Annotated in this window: 16 protein-coding genes; 9 read left to right on the top strand and 7 right to left on the bottom strand. The window is 40.4% G+C overall.

Translation table 11 applies throughout. The features are described from left to right. Nucleotides 1-3 precede the first annotated feature (3 nt). Nucleotides 4-576 (bottom strand): RNA polymerase sigma factor, encoded by a 573-nt coding sequence (locus MMU05_RS09470; RefSeq protein ID WP_241141436.1) that lies wholly within the window; start codon nucleotides 574-576, stop codon nucleotides 4-6. A gap of 180 nt (nucleotides 577-756) precedes the next feature. Here MMU05_RS09470 and MMU05_RS09465 point away from each other — a divergent pair, with 180 nt between their 5' ends. From MMU05_RS09465 to MMU05_RS09455, 3 genes are all read left to right on the top strand, one after another. Continuing rightward, complete coding sequence (locus tag MMU05_RS09465; protein ID WP_241141435.1) at nucleotides 757-1,797, top strand: S66 peptidase family protein; 1,041 nt, start codon at nucleotides 757-759, stop codon at nucleotides 1,795-1,797. 10 nt (nucleotides 1,798-1,807) lie between these two features. Continuing rightward, a complete protein-coding gene (locus tag MMU05_RS09460) occupies nucleotides 1,808-2,509 on the top strand; it encodes an SGNH/GDSL hydrolase family protein (RefSeq protein ID WP_241141434.1) in 702 nt (233 codons plus the stop codon). Nucleotides 2,510-2,700: 191 nt separating this feature from the next. Next, the gene (locus MMU05_RS09455; protein WP_241141433.1) at nucleotides 2,701-3,315 is read left to right on the top strand and encodes a DUF4377 domain-containing protein; all 615 of its coding nucleotides are present in this window, start codon (nucleotides 2,701-2,703) and stop codon (nucleotides 3,313-3,315) included. 64 nt (nucleotides 3,316-3,379) lie between these two features. On the opposite strand, the gene MMU05_RS09450 is transcribed toward MMU05_RS09455, so the two are convergent. Together MMU05_RS09450 and MMU05_RS09445 are read right to left on the bottom strand one after the other, a co-directional pair. Then, nucleotides 3,380-3,769, bottom strand: a complete 390-nt coding sequence (locus tag MMU05_RS09450; protein WP_241141432.1) for a DUF1573 domain-containing protein — start codon at nucleotides 3,767-3,769, stop codon at nucleotides 3,380-3,382. 19 nt (nucleotides 3,770-3,788) lie between these two features. Next, nucleotides 3,789-5,237: an ATP-dependent DNA helicase gene (locus MMU05_RS09445; RefSeq protein WP_241141431.1), complete on the bottom strand. Its 1,449-nt coding sequence runs from the start codon at nucleotides 5,235-5,237 to the stop codon at nucleotides 3,789-3,791. Nucleotides 5,238-5,258: 21 nt separating this feature from the next. Between MMU05_RS09445 and MMU05_RS09440 the strand changes: the two genes are divergently transcribed. From MMU05_RS09440 to coaD, 4 genes are read left to right on the top strand one after another with little or no spacing between them, the layout of a single operon-like run. Further along, a complete protein-coding gene (locus MMU05_RS09440) occupies nucleotides 5,259-5,762 on the top strand; it encodes an NUDIX domain-containing protein (RefSeq protein WP_241141430.1) in 504 nt (167 codons plus the stop codon). A 52-nt stretch (nucleotides 5,763-5,814) separates the two neighbouring features. Further along, nucleotides 5,815-6,396: a hypothetical protein gene (locus MMU05_RS09435; protein ID WP_241141429.1), complete on the top strand. Its 582-nt coding sequence runs from the start codon at nucleotides 5,815-5,817 to the stop codon at nucleotides 6,394-6,396. Between the two features lie 2 nt (nucleotides 6,397-6,398). Beyond that, a complete protein-coding gene (locus MMU05_RS09430) occupies nucleotides 6,399-7,232 on the top strand; it encodes a DUF3822 family protein (protein WP_241141428.1) in 834 nt (277 codons plus the stop codon). 11 nt (nucleotides 7,233-7,243) lie between these two features. Then, on the top strand, nucleotides 7,244-7,699 hold the full coding sequence (gene coaD / locus MMU05_RS09425) for a pantetheine-phosphate adenylyltransferase (RefSeq protein WP_241141427.1): 456 nt from the start codon (nucleotides 7,244-7,246) through the stop codon (nucleotides 7,697-7,699). Here the strand turns inward: coaD and MMU05_RS09420 are convergent. Continuing rightward, entirely contained in the window at nucleotides 7,690-8,373 is a 684-nt protein-coding gene (locus MMU05_RS09420; RefSeq protein WP_241141426.1) for an NUDIX hydrolase, read from the bottom strand. The genes coaD and MMU05_RS09420 overlap by 10 nt on opposite strands. A gap of 107 nt (nucleotides 8,374-8,480) precedes the next feature. Here MMU05_RS09420 and pyrE point away from each other — a divergent pair, with 107 nt between their 5' ends. After that, on the top strand, nucleotides 8,481-9,125 hold the full coding sequence (pyrE, locus tag MMU05_RS09415) for an orotate phosphoribosyltransferase (protein ID WP_241141425.1): 645 nt from the start codon (nucleotides 8,481-8,483) through the stop codon (nucleotides 9,123-9,125). A gap of 23 nt (nucleotides 9,126-9,148) precedes the next feature. Here pyrE and MMU05_RS09410 read toward each other — a convergent pair whose 3' ends face one another. From MMU05_RS09410 to MMU05_RS09400, 3 genes are read right to left on the bottom strand one after another with little or no spacing between them, the layout of a single operon-like run. Continuing rightward, the gene (locus MMU05_RS09410) at nucleotides 9,149-9,913 is read right to left on the bottom strand and encodes a TIGR02757 family protein (protein ID WP_241141424.1); all 765 of its coding nucleotides are present in this window, start codon (nucleotides 9,911-9,913) and stop codon (nucleotides 9,149-9,151) included. A gap of 1 nt (nucleotide 9,914) precedes the next feature. Continuing rightward, nucleotides 9,915-10,469, bottom strand: a complete 555-nt coding sequence (locus tag MMU05_RS09405; RefSeq protein WP_241141423.1) for a hypothetical protein — start codon at nucleotides 10,467-10,469, stop codon at nucleotides 9,915-9,917. A 6-nt stretch (nucleotides 10,470-10,475) separates the two neighbouring features. Beyond that, the gene (locus MMU05_RS09400; RefSeq protein ID WP_241141422.1) at nucleotides 10,476-11,630 is read right to left on the bottom strand and encodes a LysM peptidoglycan-binding domain-containing protein; all 1,155 of its coding nucleotides are present in this window, start codon (nucleotides 11,628-11,630) and stop codon (nucleotides 10,476-10,478) included. 401 nt (nucleotides 11,631-12,031) lie between these two features. On the opposite strand from MMU05_RS09400, the gene MMU05_RS09395 reads away from it, so the two are divergent. Further along, complete coding sequence (locus MMU05_RS09395; RefSeq protein ID WP_418884467.1) at nucleotides 12,032-15,199, top strand: VPS10 domain-containing protein; 3,168 nt, start codon at nucleotides 12,032-12,034, stop codon at nucleotides 15,197-15,199. Nucleotides 15,200-15,207 lie beyond the last annotated feature (8 nt).

Here is a 15,207-nt window from a genome sequence, read left to right as displayed (position 1 = left end):
AAATTACCATTTAAGAATATTATAATCGGGTGACTGTTTTATTTCAGAAATCAATTTTGCAACACATATAGACTTTTTTTTCCTTGCATAACCAAATGAATAGCCAAAATGATCTGCAACTTCTTGCATTGAAAATCCTTGCCAACTATATTCGAGCAACTGACGACAAGCATCTCCAAGCAAGGCTAATTTATCTGATAATAGCTTCAACCTTTCTTCTTGTAAAATAGTTTCTTCTGCTAATTGAAGACTATCTTCTTTAAAGTTATATCCCTCTTCGTCAATATTTGTTACCCTAAAGTTTTTATTTTTATTTAGAACATTAATCCACTTTTTCCTACAGATCAGCCAAAGGAACGCTTCAAATGGACAAGTTAACTCGAAATCAGTCTTTTTAGCTTTATTATAAATAGTAATCAATGCTTCTTGAAAAATATCCGAAGCATCATCTGAAGAACCATTATTTTTAATTATCATCCCCTTTATTTTGCTAAAAAAATTTTGATAAATCTTTTCGATTACGTTTTTATCATTAGCAAGTAGTCCATAAATGTATAATTGGTCAGGATGTCTCATTACATTTAAATCCAAGTGAAAAATATAATTGCATTAAAGGTCTACTTATTTAATTGTGTAAAATATTAAATTTTTTGTAAGTTTTATAGTCCAAAGTGAAATTATTTTTGGTTTTTTTGATATACCACACTAATGATTAAAAATAATAGAATATTTAAGTAAATGATTACCTCGAAAATTATGAACAAACGCGATTTTATAAAATCAGCCCTCCTTGGTGTCGGTACTTTACCTCTTGTTTCATTCCTACCCAAATCAGAAGACCCAAAAAAGAGACTTTTCCCTAATCCTTTTGAAAAAGGTGATATGGTTGGTTTGGTCAGTCCTTCTGCCGCTACCTCAGAGCGTATTCAGTTTGAATTTGCAAAAGAGTCTTTGGAAACTTTGGGCCTTCAGGTCAAACTGGGTGAAAACCTCAAAAACCGGAGAGGCCACCTTGCAGGTTCAGATCAGGAGCGCGCAGATGATCTCAACGGAATGTTTGCCGATCCTGAAGTCAAAGCCGTAATATGCATTCGGGGAGGTTCAGGTGCTGCGAGAATCCTGGATCTGATCGATTACAACGTGATCAAAAAGAACCCAAAACCCATTTTGGGTTATTCGGATATTACCGCTTTACACTGTGCCATCCATTCACAGACAGGTTTGATCACTTTCCACGGACCTAACGGTACGGGTAGCTGGAACAATTTCAATGTAAGCCAATTTCAAAAACTGTTCTTTGACAAAACATTGCCTGTATTTCAGAATGAACAAGTCAAAGGAGATGATTTGATAGTGAAGCAAAACCGGATCCAGACATTAATAGGTGGAAAAGCTTCAGGAAAGATCTTGGGAGGAAACCTGACCGTGTTGAGTTCCTTATCCGGGACACCTTATTATCCTGATTTCAAAGATGCAATCCTCTTTGTGGAAGATATCGGAGAAGATCCATATAAGATCGACAGGATGTTTAGCACATTGAAACTCAATGGGACATTGGCCAAGATCAAAGGATTTATTTTTGGGCAATGTACGGATTGCAATCCCGGTGGAGGTTATGGATCCTTGACTTTGGATGATATCATGGATGATTACATTCTTCCGCTGAATATCCCATCCTACCGGGGTGCGATGATCGGGCATGTTGCGAAGCAGTTTATTGTTCCCTGCGGCGCAAATGTAGAAATGGATGCTGATGAAGGGACTTTTACCTTGACAGAAAGTATTTTTAAATCTTAATAATCTTAACATGAAACCAGTTGTATTCATCATTTTGATGATTTCAGGCCTTTATCTAGGCTGCATAGAAAAAGAAAAAACAGACATAATGGAAGAAAAAACATACACCTATCTGGCTTTGGGGGATTCCTATACAATCGGTGAGGGAGTCGAAGAATCAGGAAGATACCCAAACCAAGCTGTAGAAATCCTGAAATCAAAAGGTATGATTTTTGAAAAACCAACTATCATAGCAAAAACCGGGTGGACGACCGACGAACTGGACCAAGGTATTGAGGCAGCAGGAATCCAAGGAAAAACCTATGATTTGGTCACGCTTTTGATCGGAGTCAACAACCAATACAGGGGGCGACCAGTCTCTGATTACGAGACTGAATTCAGGAAAATGCTGACCAAAGCAATTCGATTTGCCAAAGGAAACCCAAAGCATGTAGTGGTTATTTCCATTCCCGATTGGGGAGTTACTCCTTTTGCAACTGACAGGGGTACAGACAGGGGAAAAGTTGCCAAGGAAATTGATGCTTACAATATGGCCAAGGAACGAATTTCCAAAGAATTGGGCGTGTATTACATCGATATCACGGAAGAATACAGAAAAATCGGCGCTTTGCCCGAAATGGTCGTCGAAGACAAACTCCATCCAAGTGAATTGGTTTACAAATCCTGGGCAGAGAAACTGGCAAATGTGATTCTCACTGATATGACCTTCTAAGGAAAATCGCATTTAGGACTTTTTAACTTTCTGAAGGGTAAAATCTCCAATCAAAAGAGGGGTAACCTTCGTCTTGGATCAAGAACAAACCAAATAGCATAAAAATGAAACGTCTTCTGATCTTCTCTTTTGGAATATTTCTTATTACAATGTATTCCTGCAAATCAACTAAATTATCTGAAAACCAGAATATGGAAGAAAAAGTATTTTGGATAAACAGCACCAAACTTCCCTGTCAGGGAGTGGGTCCGGTGACTTGCCTTCAGATCCAGGAAGGTGCAGAAATCGAGGAAGGAAAATGGTTGAATTTTTTCAGTAATATCGAAGGATTTGATTACAAACCCGGAAACATTTACCGCATCAAAGTCAATGTGACTCAACTCCCTCCCCCGGTTCCTGCAGATGCTTCAAGCCTCAAATACAGTTTGCTTGAGGTAATTTCTCAAAAACCAGACTTGACCTTGCGGATAACGGATATTTGGAGGTTGGAAAGTATTGGTGAAATGAAAAATCCCACTGGAATGGACAAACCCTTGATTTTCGAATTCAATGCTGCAGAAAGAGGTATTTTTGGGTTTTCGGGTTGTAACACGGTAAGGGGACCCATCACAAAACTGACAGAAACAGAGATCGAATTTGGAAATCTGATGAGTACGATGATGGCCTGTCCCCAAGCTGAAATGATTTTGGAAAGGGGAGTGACGCAGGCTTTGAAAGAAATCAAAAAATACAAGATTGAAAACAACAGGCTTTATTTGGCCACACTTGACGGCACTCCGTTGATGATATTGCTCAAGATGGATTAAAAAAAAATGTAAAAAAAAAGCCGATAACACTGAATGCTATCGGCTTTATTATTTATTTTTTTCTTTACTGCCCTTTGGGCACCACATTTACTTTCAAAGATACTTTTTCGATCGGCTCAGAGGCGTTGGAATAAATCCTGATAATTGGGTTTTGGGTGCCCATTTTGCCTGCAGAGTTATACACTACTTTCAACTCTCCTGTTGCACCTGGAGCGATCGCATCTTTTGGCCAATTGGGAGCAGTACAACCACAAGTGACTGCCACGTTTTGGATTTTGAGCGGTGTATCACCCGTGTTTTTGAAAGTAAAGACGTGTTCTACTTTTTCACCTTGGGTAATGGTGCCAAAGTCTCTTTCTTTCACTTGGAACTCGATTACCGGTCCTTTTTGATCTTGCGAGTAAACGGTAAATGCCATCAGGACAGCTACCACGAATAAAAGGGTTTTTTTCATTTTTAATTGTATTTAGGTGTTAAACTTCTAAATCATTTCCTTTAAGGTAAAATTTGGGATGAAAGTTCACCATAAAGAGTTCTTTCTTTGCCCTGGTCATTGCGGTATAAAGCCATCGGATATAATCTTGGTTTACCATTTCGTCAGTCAGGTATCCCTGATCTACAAATACGGCGTCCCATTGTCCACCCTGAGCTTTATGACACGTCAATGCATACGCAAACTTGACCTGCAAAGCCGAAAGATAAGAATCTTTTTTTATCAATTCCATTCTTTCAGTCTTGTTTGCCACATCGGCATAATCTTCCGATACTTGTCGGTATAGATCCTTGTATTGTTCCGGACTCAATGCCGGAAAAGGACTGTAGAGTGTATCCAAGATTACTTTTGCTTCAAAATAAGGTTCATCGGGATAGTCGATCAGCCTGAGTTCCAAGGTTGCAAATCTCAGACCATACATTTCTTCAAATGACCTGATCTTGACCACTTCCGCAAAATCACCGTTTGCAAGAAAGTTTACTTTCTCTGACTCGGCCATATATACATAATTGTTTTTGACAATCATCAGCATATCCCCGGCTGAGATCTCATCTTCAAAGAAGTGGATTGTTCTTCTTATGTATTGGTTGTATTGGACAGCGGACTTATTTGATCTTGTGATGATTGTGGTATTTTCGATACCATATTTTTCATAGGCATAGCGCAGCCCATCTTCCAGTCTTTCCCCAGTCATTCTAAAAAAGTCCCGAAACCCGGAAGTCACCATCTCCACAGTCGGGGTTTCTTTGGTAAGTGTTTGTCTCAGTTGTGTGGCATTGTACAAAATGCCTGAAGCCAACTGCTGCCTCATCACTTCCTTCAATTCTACGCCATCTACCTCCAGTCTGAAATTCCGGATCAGGTAGTTCTTGTCCAATCCCGGACTGGATGAACTCCCTACAGGAGGCAATTGGGCCATATCACCCACCAAGATCAGTTGGTTGGTCGATTCCTGGAATACAAACTGGATCAAGTCCCTTAGTAAACTTCTACCAGATGTCGTATCATCAGAAAGCATCGAAGCTTCATCGACTATGAATAAAGTGTCTTTGAAATAGTTCTTTTGAAGTACGAAACCCTGACCCAAATCCCCAGCCTCCCCTTTTGGCTTATAAATGATTTTATGGATGGTAAAAGCAGCTTTATTGCTATAATTGCCCATGACTTTTGCTGCACGTCCTGTCGGTGCCAGTAGAAGGGATTTGAATTTAACCTTGGGCAGGGTTTTGACCAAGGCAGATATAAGGGATGTCTTGCCGGTACCGGCATAACCCCTGAGCAAAAAAGCCTTGCTTCCCGTTGATTTTTGGGTTAAAAATCCATCCATGTGCAAAAAAAAATCCATTTGACCCGAAGTAGGTTCAAAAGGGAAATTTCTTTTCAATAAGGCGGAAGGCTTTAAGCTGTCTTGACTATCTTTACCAATCATCTTGACGAAGCTAAGGCTAATATGACAATTTCGGAAAAGGAACTTCATGAGAAATTCGGAGGAAGGCTGAGGACAAGAGTAAATGGGGTTTTGATCCAGGATGAAAAAATCCTCATGATCAAGCACAACATGGGAAACGGCAAATACTTTTGGAATGTACCCGGTGGGGGAATGAAATACGGAAGCTCAAGTTCAGAAAACCTCAAGCGTGAGTTCATGGAAGAGACAGGATTAGAAATTGAGGTAGAAAAATTCCTCTGCAATTATGAATATTTGAATCCGCCTCTACATGCTGTTGAATTATACTTTGAGGTAAGGAAAATTGGAGGGAATATGACCATGGGACAGGATCCAGAATTGCCAGATGACAAACAGCTGATCACCGAAATACAGTTTCTCGACATCGATATATTGTCATCCATCAAAAATGAGGAGAAACACCGCCTTTTTTGGGGAATAAAATCCGTGAATGATGCGAGATTATGGAAAGGTTATTTTAATTTTGAAAATAATTCTATAAAATAGCATCTTGATTATACACCATCAACCTAATTAAAAGTTCTAATCAATCCAAAAAATGACACTATCCAGAATTTTATCGATTGTCTTCTTAATGTTCGCACTTGCCCTTGGGTATTTCCTCTACAAAAGTGTGGACGATGTAATGCAGCAAGAAAAACTGATCATAGCAACCGAAGCTAGGATTATTGAAAAACTCCAAATGCTGAGAGATGCTCAAAGTGCATATTTGGCTTCCAACGGGGTATACGCCGGCAATTGGAATGATTTAAAGAAATTTATCCAAGATGGAAAAATCTGGTTGGTTCAAAGAACAGAGACTACCAAACTTCTTGAATATGGCAAAGAAGAGATTTCGGTACAATACGATACACTCGGTTCCGTCAATGTGATTGATTCCCTGTTTAACGAAAGGAAGTATCCGAATTTTAATATTGACAACATGCACATTGTCCCAGGATCCGGTGGCAAGCAGTTTGAGTTTTTTGCTGACAAAGTCGAAAGAACCCAAAGAGAGATTCCTGTATTTGAAATCAGGGATCCGGAACCAATGAATCCAAAAAGAAGGGCGAATAACAACGAGAAAGCTCTTAGAGTTGGATCAAGAACCGATTCTTCGACTTCAGGTAACTGGGAGTAATTTTGGCTAGCCAGACAGAAAATAATACCCTACAAAAAATTCAATGCGATAAGTTTGACATCCACGCGGTGTCAAATTTATCGCTTTTCTTATTTGATGGTTTTTATTTTTATTATGCTAAAGACCAAAACGGGAAAATCTTAGCCATTCACAGCCAATCCTATGAAAGCCCAAGATTGTTGGCTTTCAAACTTAAGGATGAAAAACTTCTGAAACTCGATATCCCGATACGGGTTTTCAACCATGCTTCCCCATTTTCATTGGTTCCTGGTATGTTGTTTGAAAGTCCATTGTCCCCGATTTTTCTGTTTTTTGCAGAGAAACCAAAAGAAAACATGCATGTTTTCGACACAACATTAGCCAGTAACAACCTGCATTTGGTCGGCAGTATCAGAAAAGAACTCGCCGAATTATTGTCAGAAGATAAATCTGATATTACATTTCACCATGGTGGCTCCTCCTTTCTTTCTTTTGCCTTGAAAGAAAAATTCAATCTGCTGAATCAAGAGGTCATGGTTTTGATCCAAAAAGGCTTTTTCTATTTAATCGCATTTACCAATCAAGAATTGACTTTGTTCAATAAGTTTGAGATTGAAAACAAAGAAGATTTTTTGAAATATACCCTAGGTATGATCCATCAACTTAACTTCAACAGGATGTTTTGTAGGATTTCGGTATTTGGTGACACCTCTTTTTACCGTATCGAAGAAGAATGGGGAAATCTTTATTTTAAAAATTTCAGAATTTCAATTCCTTTTTCGAACATCCAATATCAAGAAGGTACTGAGGTATTTCAAAAACCCGAGATATTTGAATCCTTCTGGGTACTTCCCTAAAAATAACCAAGATGAAAAAAATTGCGCTGTTTCCGGGTTCTTTTGACCCTTTCACCAAAGGTCATCATGACATCGTACTACGAAGTCTAAAACTTTTTGATGAAGTGATAGTAGCTATTGGATATAATTCAGCAAAAAAAAACCGGTATTTCGAAATTGAAATGATGGTTGAAAAAATCAGCAGCCTTTATCTTGGGGATGACAGGGTCAAAGTTTTGGTATATAATGAATTGACCTCTTCTTTGGCAAAAACACAAGGGGCAAATTTTTTGGTCAGAGGATTGAGGAATATCATTGATTTCGAATACGAAAATACCATCAGTCAGATGAACCGTAACCTTAATCCTGATTTGGAGACGGTTTTCCTGATTACCTCATCCAAGTATGCGGCGGTGAGTTCGACCATCATCCGTGAAGTGCACCGGTACAACGGTGATGTATCAGAATACCTTCCGTATCAATTATGAATTTTAGGAATAATTTTTAAAAATTGCTTGTATAAATACCGCATCGAAGGATAGGAATTAACCAAGGCTGTTTTGGCTTCCTGATGTCCCATCCATCTGATATCCACGATTCCTTCTTCCTTTTGTGGCTTCATCCCGGCATCATTGGTGCTTTCCATGACATACCAATATGTCTTTTTGAGGATACTTTTTCTGTCTTGGGTATAAGTATGCCAGGTATTGGTGATTTTTGGTCCAATTTTGACTTTGATACCACACTCCTCCTCCACTTCCCTTAATGCACATTGGGCGGGGGATTCTCCCTTATCAAATTTCCCTTTAGGCAAATCCCATTTTCCCAACCTATATATAAAAAGTACCTTTTCATCTTTGACCACAATGCCACCGGCTGCTTTGATGACAGTAAACCTACTTTTAATAAAGGATTTAAGGTCAGTTTTTTCTTTGCATACAATACTTACGGAGTCAAGGTTTTTAAGCTTTCGGGTCCTTAGCAGATAGAGTAATTTGATGATCACATCCTTTGAAGGCTCGATGATCAGGACATCATCATGAAATTCACCGGTCGCCGGAATGTCTACGGGATGGTCATAGACCACTTCAAAAGTTCTGTCTTTCGGCAGTTCCTCGGGCGTAAAGAGCTCAAGAGGTTTGTCGTTGATAAAAATCTTCATTGGATGAAAATTCTATTCCGTGGTTTTGATAGTAAGATGGTCAAAAATGCATAAAATTTTTAAGCCTGCACAATCCCCGCTTGGATTTTATACCTTAATTTTAGACCATGGAAATATTCGACAAAAAAACTGCCTCTGAGGTGGCTGCAAAGCTTTTGGAAATTGAGGCGATCAGGCTTCAGCCCAACAATCCATTTACTTGGGCATCAGGCTGGAAATCCCCAATCTATTGTGACAACAGACTTTCCTTATCCTATCCCAAGGTTAGAAAATTCATCAAAAAGAAACTCATTGAGGCCATCCAAAATAACTTCCATGATGTGGAAGCAATAGCCGGAGTTGCTACCGCGGGCATTCCCCAAGGGGCACTTATCGCAGATCATATGGAATTGCCATTTATATATGTCAGGTCCAAAGCCAAAGGACATGGCATGGAAAATATGATCGAGGGAAAAGTCACTCCCGGCCAAAAAGTCGTAGTTATTGAAGATTTGGTATCCACCGGAGGAAGTTCCCTGAAGGCAGTGGCAGACCTTAGGGCATCAGGTTTCGAGGTGTTGGGAATGGTCGCTATTTTTACGTACGGTTTCGAGATTGCCAATCAAAACTTTGAAGAAGCCGGTGTCAAATTGATTTGTCTGAGTGATTATTCCTCCATGCTTCCACAGGCGCTTGCGCATGATTTCATTGACGATTATACCCTGGCCTCCCTTGTAGAATGGAGAAAAAATCCGGCAGAATGGCCGAAATAAGGATGTCTGTTAGGAGAAGTGATTTAAAACTTCTCCTCAACTCCTAACCCAAACAAAGCAAAATCATATTTGACAGGATCCACGGGATCAAATTCCCGTAGTCTTTGGGTCAGTTCCATAGCAGTACCCCAATCTGTCTGCTTCCTCGTGATCAATCCCAATTTTCTCGCAACCCTGTCCACATGCAGGTCACAGGGACATACCAGCTGAGAAGGCTTAATGGTCTCCCAAATACCGAAATCCACTCCTTTGGCATCTTTTCTCACCATCCATCTCAAAAACATATTCAACCGCTTACAGGCAGAATTTCGGTCAGGAGTGGCGACATGCTTTTTTGTCCTGTTTGGAGCAAAGGGGAATTGAAAAAAATAGTGGTGAAAATTTTTCAGGAGTGTAGCCATGATGTCTTCCTCCTCATTCCAACCAATAACAAATGCACTTTCTAAAGATTGATGTTCCCTGTAAAACGTGGAGAAAAACTGAATAAAATACAGCGTGTCAAGGTCATTGAAAGTTCGGTGTTTGAAATTCAAGAACGGTTTCAAATCAGATTCGGAATGGTGCAGCATGAATTGGTAGGGAGCATTATCCATCATTTCCAACAATTGCAGGCATTTGCTGATGATGGTTTTTCGTTGACCCCAAGCAAGGGTGGCCGCAAAAAAACCGGCAATTTCAATGTCCTGCTTGATAGAAAACCGATGGGGGATAGAAATAGGGTCCAGCGTTATAAAATCAGGCTGATTGAAGTGCGCTACTTTTTGATCCAAAAATTCTTTTAAATCCATCTCAAATGGCCACTTTGACCTCTCCGCCCTGAATGCCGTCAAACCATTTGAAAGACAGGTTTTTGTTCTCTTTTTCCGAAAGATGCCAATCAAAGCATTTAATATTGGTCAGAGAAGTAAGGCTGTCCGTGTCAGGATTATAAAGGCAAATATCAAAATCAGGCAATTCCTTTGAATCAGTACTGTTCCATTTTTCGAGCAAAATCCCCTCTTCGATAAACCTTACCTTGTTTCCAAAATAATGATCCTGAATCACCGAAGGCACACCGTCAGTCCTCCTCAGCTGAAAGCAGGAAGGACCAAACATGATCTGCTTATACATTTTGGCCTCCAACAACCCTTCTGTCTGTGGCAATGTCAGCCAATCTGAGTCTAGGATTACTTCGGCGGTTTTCCCTTTTCTTAAGCTTGCAAAAACCCTGGACAATAGAGAAAAGAGGTAAGTAATCCCAACGAACAACAATCCAAATGTCGCCAAGATCGGATATGTCAACACGAAGATGGAATTCCAGATAAATCTGAAAAAGTGATGAAATATCAGTTGGGCTTTATTCATTGGAAATCAATAAGAAATTTCTACGGGAAACCTTGGATTGACAGCCCTAAGTTGGTCATAGGCAGCTTTTGACAGCTTGACCACTAGCTTGCTGTTGTCCCCGGTATCCGGAAGTTTGCCTACCACACGGGCAAATATGGTAATGTCATTTTCTTCATTCCTTACCCTCATGATTGTCCCAACGGGGGCTTCTTTGTGAAGAACAAGGTATTTTTTGTGGTTTGATGTACCTTCGATTACCTCTGCCAGACCTGTTTCCTTGATGTTTTTGTAGGCAGTACTTGCATCGGTATCGCCCAACTCGGGTTTTGTAGTGCTTAAGGTTGCATTTGTTTTTTCGTTGTTGATGATGACAGGCACGGTGGAAGTAACCACAGGAACATTGGAGTTAGACTCCCGACCCACTTTAAGTTTCTGTCCTACGGAAATATTGTTTGATCCCAATCCATTCCAAGATTGGATGTCATTCACTTTTGCATTGTACTTTTGAGAAATAGAAAAAAGCGTCTCGCCTTGAGCTACAGTATGTGTGATCCAATCACCCGGAAGGTTTGAAGGTGTAGCAGTCTTTGCGGGACTTGCGGCTACAGGAGCGGGAGTTGAAGCTTTGGCAATTTCTTTTTTAGGTTCCGGAACAGTTTTCACAGTAGCAGGCGGGGTAATAATTGGTGCTGCTTTTTCCTCTTTAGGTTGGACGACAGGTTGAACCTCGGATTGAACGGGAGCAGCTTTTGGTTCTACACCTTTGATGATCAAGGATTGACCGACACTGATGTCAGTGCCTTCGAGGGTATTCCATCCCAAAATATCGCTTACTGTTACGCCATATTTTTTAGAAATGGAAAACATCGTTTCACCCGGAAGAACTTTATGGAGAGTTGACCCTGACGGTACAGCAGTTTTGGGTATAAAAGGGATTCTGATGCGCTGCCCGATTTTTATTCCCTCCGAAAGCAAAGGATTGTTTTCAATAATATCGCTGACCGCAACCTGATACCTTCTTGATATCCCAAAAAGTGTTTCCTTTTCATCAACTTGGTGGATGATGAAAGTCTTGTTACCCACTTTTTCTATCCCTACCGAATCCCTTGATACTAATTCTTTTGCATTGACCTGAAACCCAAAAGCCAGACAAAATCCTAAAATTGCAATCTTTTTCATGTATATGTAACCTACGTATTTGCGTACAAAGTTCAGATTTATTTTTTCATTTGCAAGGAAACTTACACTTGCCTAGGACAATCTTTCGCCCAAACTACCAACGGGTAAAAGTAGGTTTATTATAACGGTAAAGGCTTAAAAAAAAATAAGAAACAGGAATTTTATGGTCTCACTTTTCAAACTTTATACCTAATCCCTCTCACTAAAAGTATACTTCCTCTATATCCCGGTAGGTATATTTATCGGAAAAATTTCGGTTTTGAAAATGGAAAAACCAAATACTCCATCCATCAAATCATTAACCCCCTTATATCAAAAGAATATTTTACCCGACTAATTTGAATTTATTTGATATGTTAGAAACAAAATATGTCCTTATGAAAAAAAGAATACTTACCCAAATGAGCTTTCTCTGCTTGTTAATGCTGATAATGTTTGCCCCAACATCAGCATTGTTTGCACAGAAAGTTGACATGGAACAATTTAAATCCATGAAAGCAAGAAGTGTTGGACCTGCAGCCATGAGCGGAAGGATCACTGCAATAGATGCCATTCATGACAATCCTCAGATCATCTATGCAGGTTCTGCGTCCGGTGGCTTGTGGAAGTCAACCTCAGGAGGAATAACCTGGACCCCGATTTTTGATGAAGAAAAAGTACACTCAATCGGCGCAATATCCATTTATCAAAAAAATCCTAATATAATTTGGGTAGGTACAGGTGAAGGAAATCCTAGAAACTCGCTCAACATGGGTCTCGGTGTATATAGATCCATGGATGCAGGTCAGACTTGGCAATCAATGGGATTGGAAAAAACCAAGGCCATCCACAGGATAATTGTACACCCTGATGACCCCAATACAGTCTATGTCGGTGCCATCGGTTCTCCTTGGGGAGAGCAAGAGGACCGTGGCGTATACAAAACCACAGATGGTGGCAAAACCTGGAAAAAAATCCTTTACATCGATACCAAAACAGGCGTCGGTGAAATGATCATGGATCCCAATAATCCCAACAAGATTTTTGTCAACATGTGGGAACACAGAAGGTATCCTTGGTTTTTCAAATCAGGAGGTCCTTCTTCAGGACTTCATGTGACCATTGATGGGGGAGAAACCTGGAAAAAACTGGATGACAAAAACGGTTTGCCTAAAGGAGATCTTGGAAGGATGGGATTGGCCATGTCCAAAGCCAACAGTCAAAAGGTTTATGCTTTGATTGAGTCTTCCAAAAATGCATTATATGTATCTGAGGATGGTGGAAGCAACTTCAAGTTGGTCAACGACAAAGCCGAGATCGGAGACAGGCCTTTTTATTATTTTGAGATCTACGCCGATCCAAAAAATGCTGACCGTCTCTACACACTTTATTCAAGAGTTGGAATGAGTGAAGATGGCGGACGATCGTTTTCGCAGTTGCTATCCTATGAAGGCGTACACCCTGACCACCATGCTTGGTATATCAATCCTAATGATCCAAAATTAATGATTGACGGAAATGACGGAGGATTAAACATTACCCGTGATGGTGGAAAGACCTGGTATTTTGCCGAAAACATCCCTGTAGGACAATGGTACCATATCAATGTAGACAATGAAGTACCTTATAATATTTATGGAGGTCTTCAGGACAACGGTAGCTGGGTTGGTCCAGCATATGTTTGGAGACAAGATGGCGTCAGGAACACCTATTGGCAAGAAATCATGTTCGGTGATGGATTTGATGTAGTACCTGACCCTGCTGATTCCAGGTATGGCTATGCCATGTCTCAGGGAGGAAATGTCGCCAGATATGACAAAGAAACCGGACATAAAAGAATTGTCAGACCGACCCATCCTGATAAAGATGTCTTCCTAAGATTCAACTGGAATGCGGCAATTGCGCAAGATCCCCATAGCAAAACCACGATTTATTATGGAAGTCAGTTTTTGCATAAAAGTACGGACCGTGGTGAAACCTGGGAGGTAATTTCTCCCGATCTGACTTCCAATGACCCTGAAAAACAAAAGCAACAAGAAACAGGGGGCTTGACCTTTGATGTCACCGGTGCAGAAAATCATACTACCATTATCGCCATCGCACCGAGTCCCGTAGATCCCAATGTGATTTGGGTAGGTACAGATGACGGCAATGTCCAAATAACCAAAGACGGAGGAAAAACCTGGACCAATACCGCTGCTAAGCTGACCGGCCTTCCAAAAGCAAGTTGGATCCCACAAATCCAAGCATCCAAATATGATGCGGGTGAAGCTTGGATCATTGCGAATAACTACAGGAACAATGATTTCTCCGCATATGCCTATATAACCAAAAACTATGGTACGTCTTATGAAAGGATTGCTGATGACAGCAAAGTATGGGGTTATACATTATCCATTGTTCAGGACCCTGTAGAACCGAATCTGGTTTTCTTGGGTACGGAGTATGGCCTTTATGTGAGTTTTGACAATGCCAAAACATGGAATCAATGGAGACATGGCTATCCTAATGCTGTATCCACCTATGATATGGTCATACAAGAAAGAGAAGCTGACTTGGTAATTGGGACTTTTGGCCGGTCTATTTATGTCCTTGACGATATCAGGCCATTGAGAATCTTTGCTAAGAATGCAGGTAAAACGCCAATTGAAAAGTTAACAGCAGTTACTGCACCTGATGCTTATCAGGCAGAAATCCATCAGCCACATGGAGAAAGGTTTCCTGCAAGCGGTAAGTACGCAGCTGAAAACAGGGATTTTGGTGGAAGACTGAGTTTTATTCTCAATGATCCGGGAAAAGAAAAAATGGATTCTGTGGTAGTTTCTATCTTCAATGAACAAGGAGAACAGATAAGAACCATCAAGAGACTCCCTACTCAAGGTGTTAATAAATTTACTTGGAACCTTGACAGAAAATCTTCTGTGGAAACCCCATCATTTGGTGGTGGAGGTGGTGGCGGTGGCCAAGGTGCAAGAGCTAGAGGATTCTATGAAGCAAGCGGCGGTGATGCACTTCCGGGTAAATACAAGGTGGTACTCAAATATGGAGAAAACACTGCTGAAACTTCCATTATGGTTTATTCAGACCCGAGAATCAAAACAAATTTGACCGACCTGAAAGCCAGAGAAGAATTTATCAAACAGACTGAAGCCCTTTCAGGTGATGTCATGAAAGCAACCAGACAATTGGATGATGCCAAAAAGACAATAGACAAGCTATTGGCTTATGCCAAAGATGTGGACAATGAGGAAGTGAAAGCTTTGGTCAAATTAGCCAATGAGACCAAAAAGAAGGTGGATATAACGAGAGAGGCATTCTACGGGCCAACGAGAGAAGGTCAGGGAATTGTGCGAAACCTTTATCCAAGCACCATGACAAGGCTATTTGCACCTAGAAGCTATGCCAATTCTTCAAACTCCGCACCTGGACCAACTGAAATGAGGTTATTGCAGCATGCAAAAGAAAGTGCAGAATCTGCAATGAAAGTCTGGACTGATTTCTTCGAAAATGATTGGAAACAATTTGAGGAAAAAGCAAAAGCAACCCAAATTGATATCTTCAAGGAAATAGAAAAAGTAGAGGTAAAATAATTGCAACT

This window comes from Cognataquiflexum rubidum (genome assembly GCF_022538115.1).
Taxonomy (GTDB): Bacteria; Bacteroidota; Bacteroidia; order Cytophagales; family Cyclobacteriaceae; genus Cognataquiflexum; species Cognataquiflexum rubidum.
This window is presented reverse-complemented; position numbering and strand designations above follow the sequence as displayed.

What these genes read in the sequence shown, in the direction of transcription:
- MMU05_RS09470 (WP_241141436.1), bottom strand. Translation starts at nt 576, where the DNA reads ATGAGACATCCTGACCAATTATACATTTATGGACTACTTGCTAATGAT.
- MMU05_RS09465 (WP_241141435.1), top strand. Translation starts at nt 757, where the DNA reads ATGAACAAACGCGATTTTATAAAATCAGCCCTCCTTGGTGTCGGTACT.
- MMU05_RS09460 (WP_241141434.1), top strand. Translation starts at nt 1,808, where the DNA reads ATGAAACCAGTTGTATTCATCATTTTGATGATTTCAGGCCTTTATCTA.
- MMU05_RS09455 (WP_241141433.1), top strand. Translation starts at nt 2,701, where the DNA reads ATGGAAGAAAAAGTATTTTGGATAAACAGCACCAAACTTCCCTGTCAG.
- MMU05_RS09450 (WP_241141432.1), bottom strand. Translation starts at nt 3,769, where the DNA reads ATGAAAAAAACCCTTTTATTCGTGGTAGCTGTCCTGATGGCATTTACC.
- MMU05_RS09445 (WP_241141431.1), bottom strand. Translation starts at nt 5,237, where the DNA reads ATGATTGGTAAAGATAGTCAAGACAGCTTAAAGCCTTCCGCCTTATTG.
- MMU05_RS09440 (WP_241141430.1), top strand. Translation starts at nt 5,259, where the DNA reads ATGACAATTTCGGAAAAGGAACTTCATGAGAAATTCGGAGGAAGGCTG.
- MMU05_RS09435 (WP_241141429.1), top strand. Translation starts at nt 5,815, where the DNA reads ATGACACTATCCAGAATTTTATCGATTGTCTTCTTAATGTTCGCACTT.
- coaD (WP_241141427.1), top strand. Translation starts at nt 7,244, where the DNA reads ATGAAAAAAATTGCGCTGTTTCCGGGTTCTTTTGACCCTTTCACCAAA.
- MMU05_RS09420 (WP_241141426.1), bottom strand. Translation starts at nt 8,373, where the DNA reads ATGAAGATTTTTATCAACGACAAACCTCTTGAGCTCTTTACGCCCGAG.
- pyrE (WP_241141425.1), top strand. Translation starts at nt 8,481, where the DNA reads ATGGAAATATTCGACAAAAAAACTGCCTCTGAGGTGGCTGCAAAGCTT.
- MMU05_RS09410 (WP_241141424.1), bottom strand. Translation starts at nt 9,913, where the DNA reads ATGGATTTAAAAGAATTTTTGGATCAAAAAGTAGCGCACTTCAATCAG.
- MMU05_RS09405 (WP_241141423.1), bottom strand. Translation starts at nt 10,469, where the DNA reads ATGAATAAAGCCCAACTGATATTTCATCACTTTTTCAGATTTATCTGG.
- MMU05_RS09400 (WP_241141422.1), bottom strand. Translation starts at nt 11,630, where the DNA reads ATGAAAAAGATTGCAATTTTAGGATTTTGTCTGGCTTTTGGGTTTCAG.
- MMU05_RS09395 (WP_418884467.1), top strand. Translation starts at nt 12,032, where the DNA reads ATGAGCTTTCTCTGCTTGTTAATGCTGATAATGTTTGCCCCAACATCA.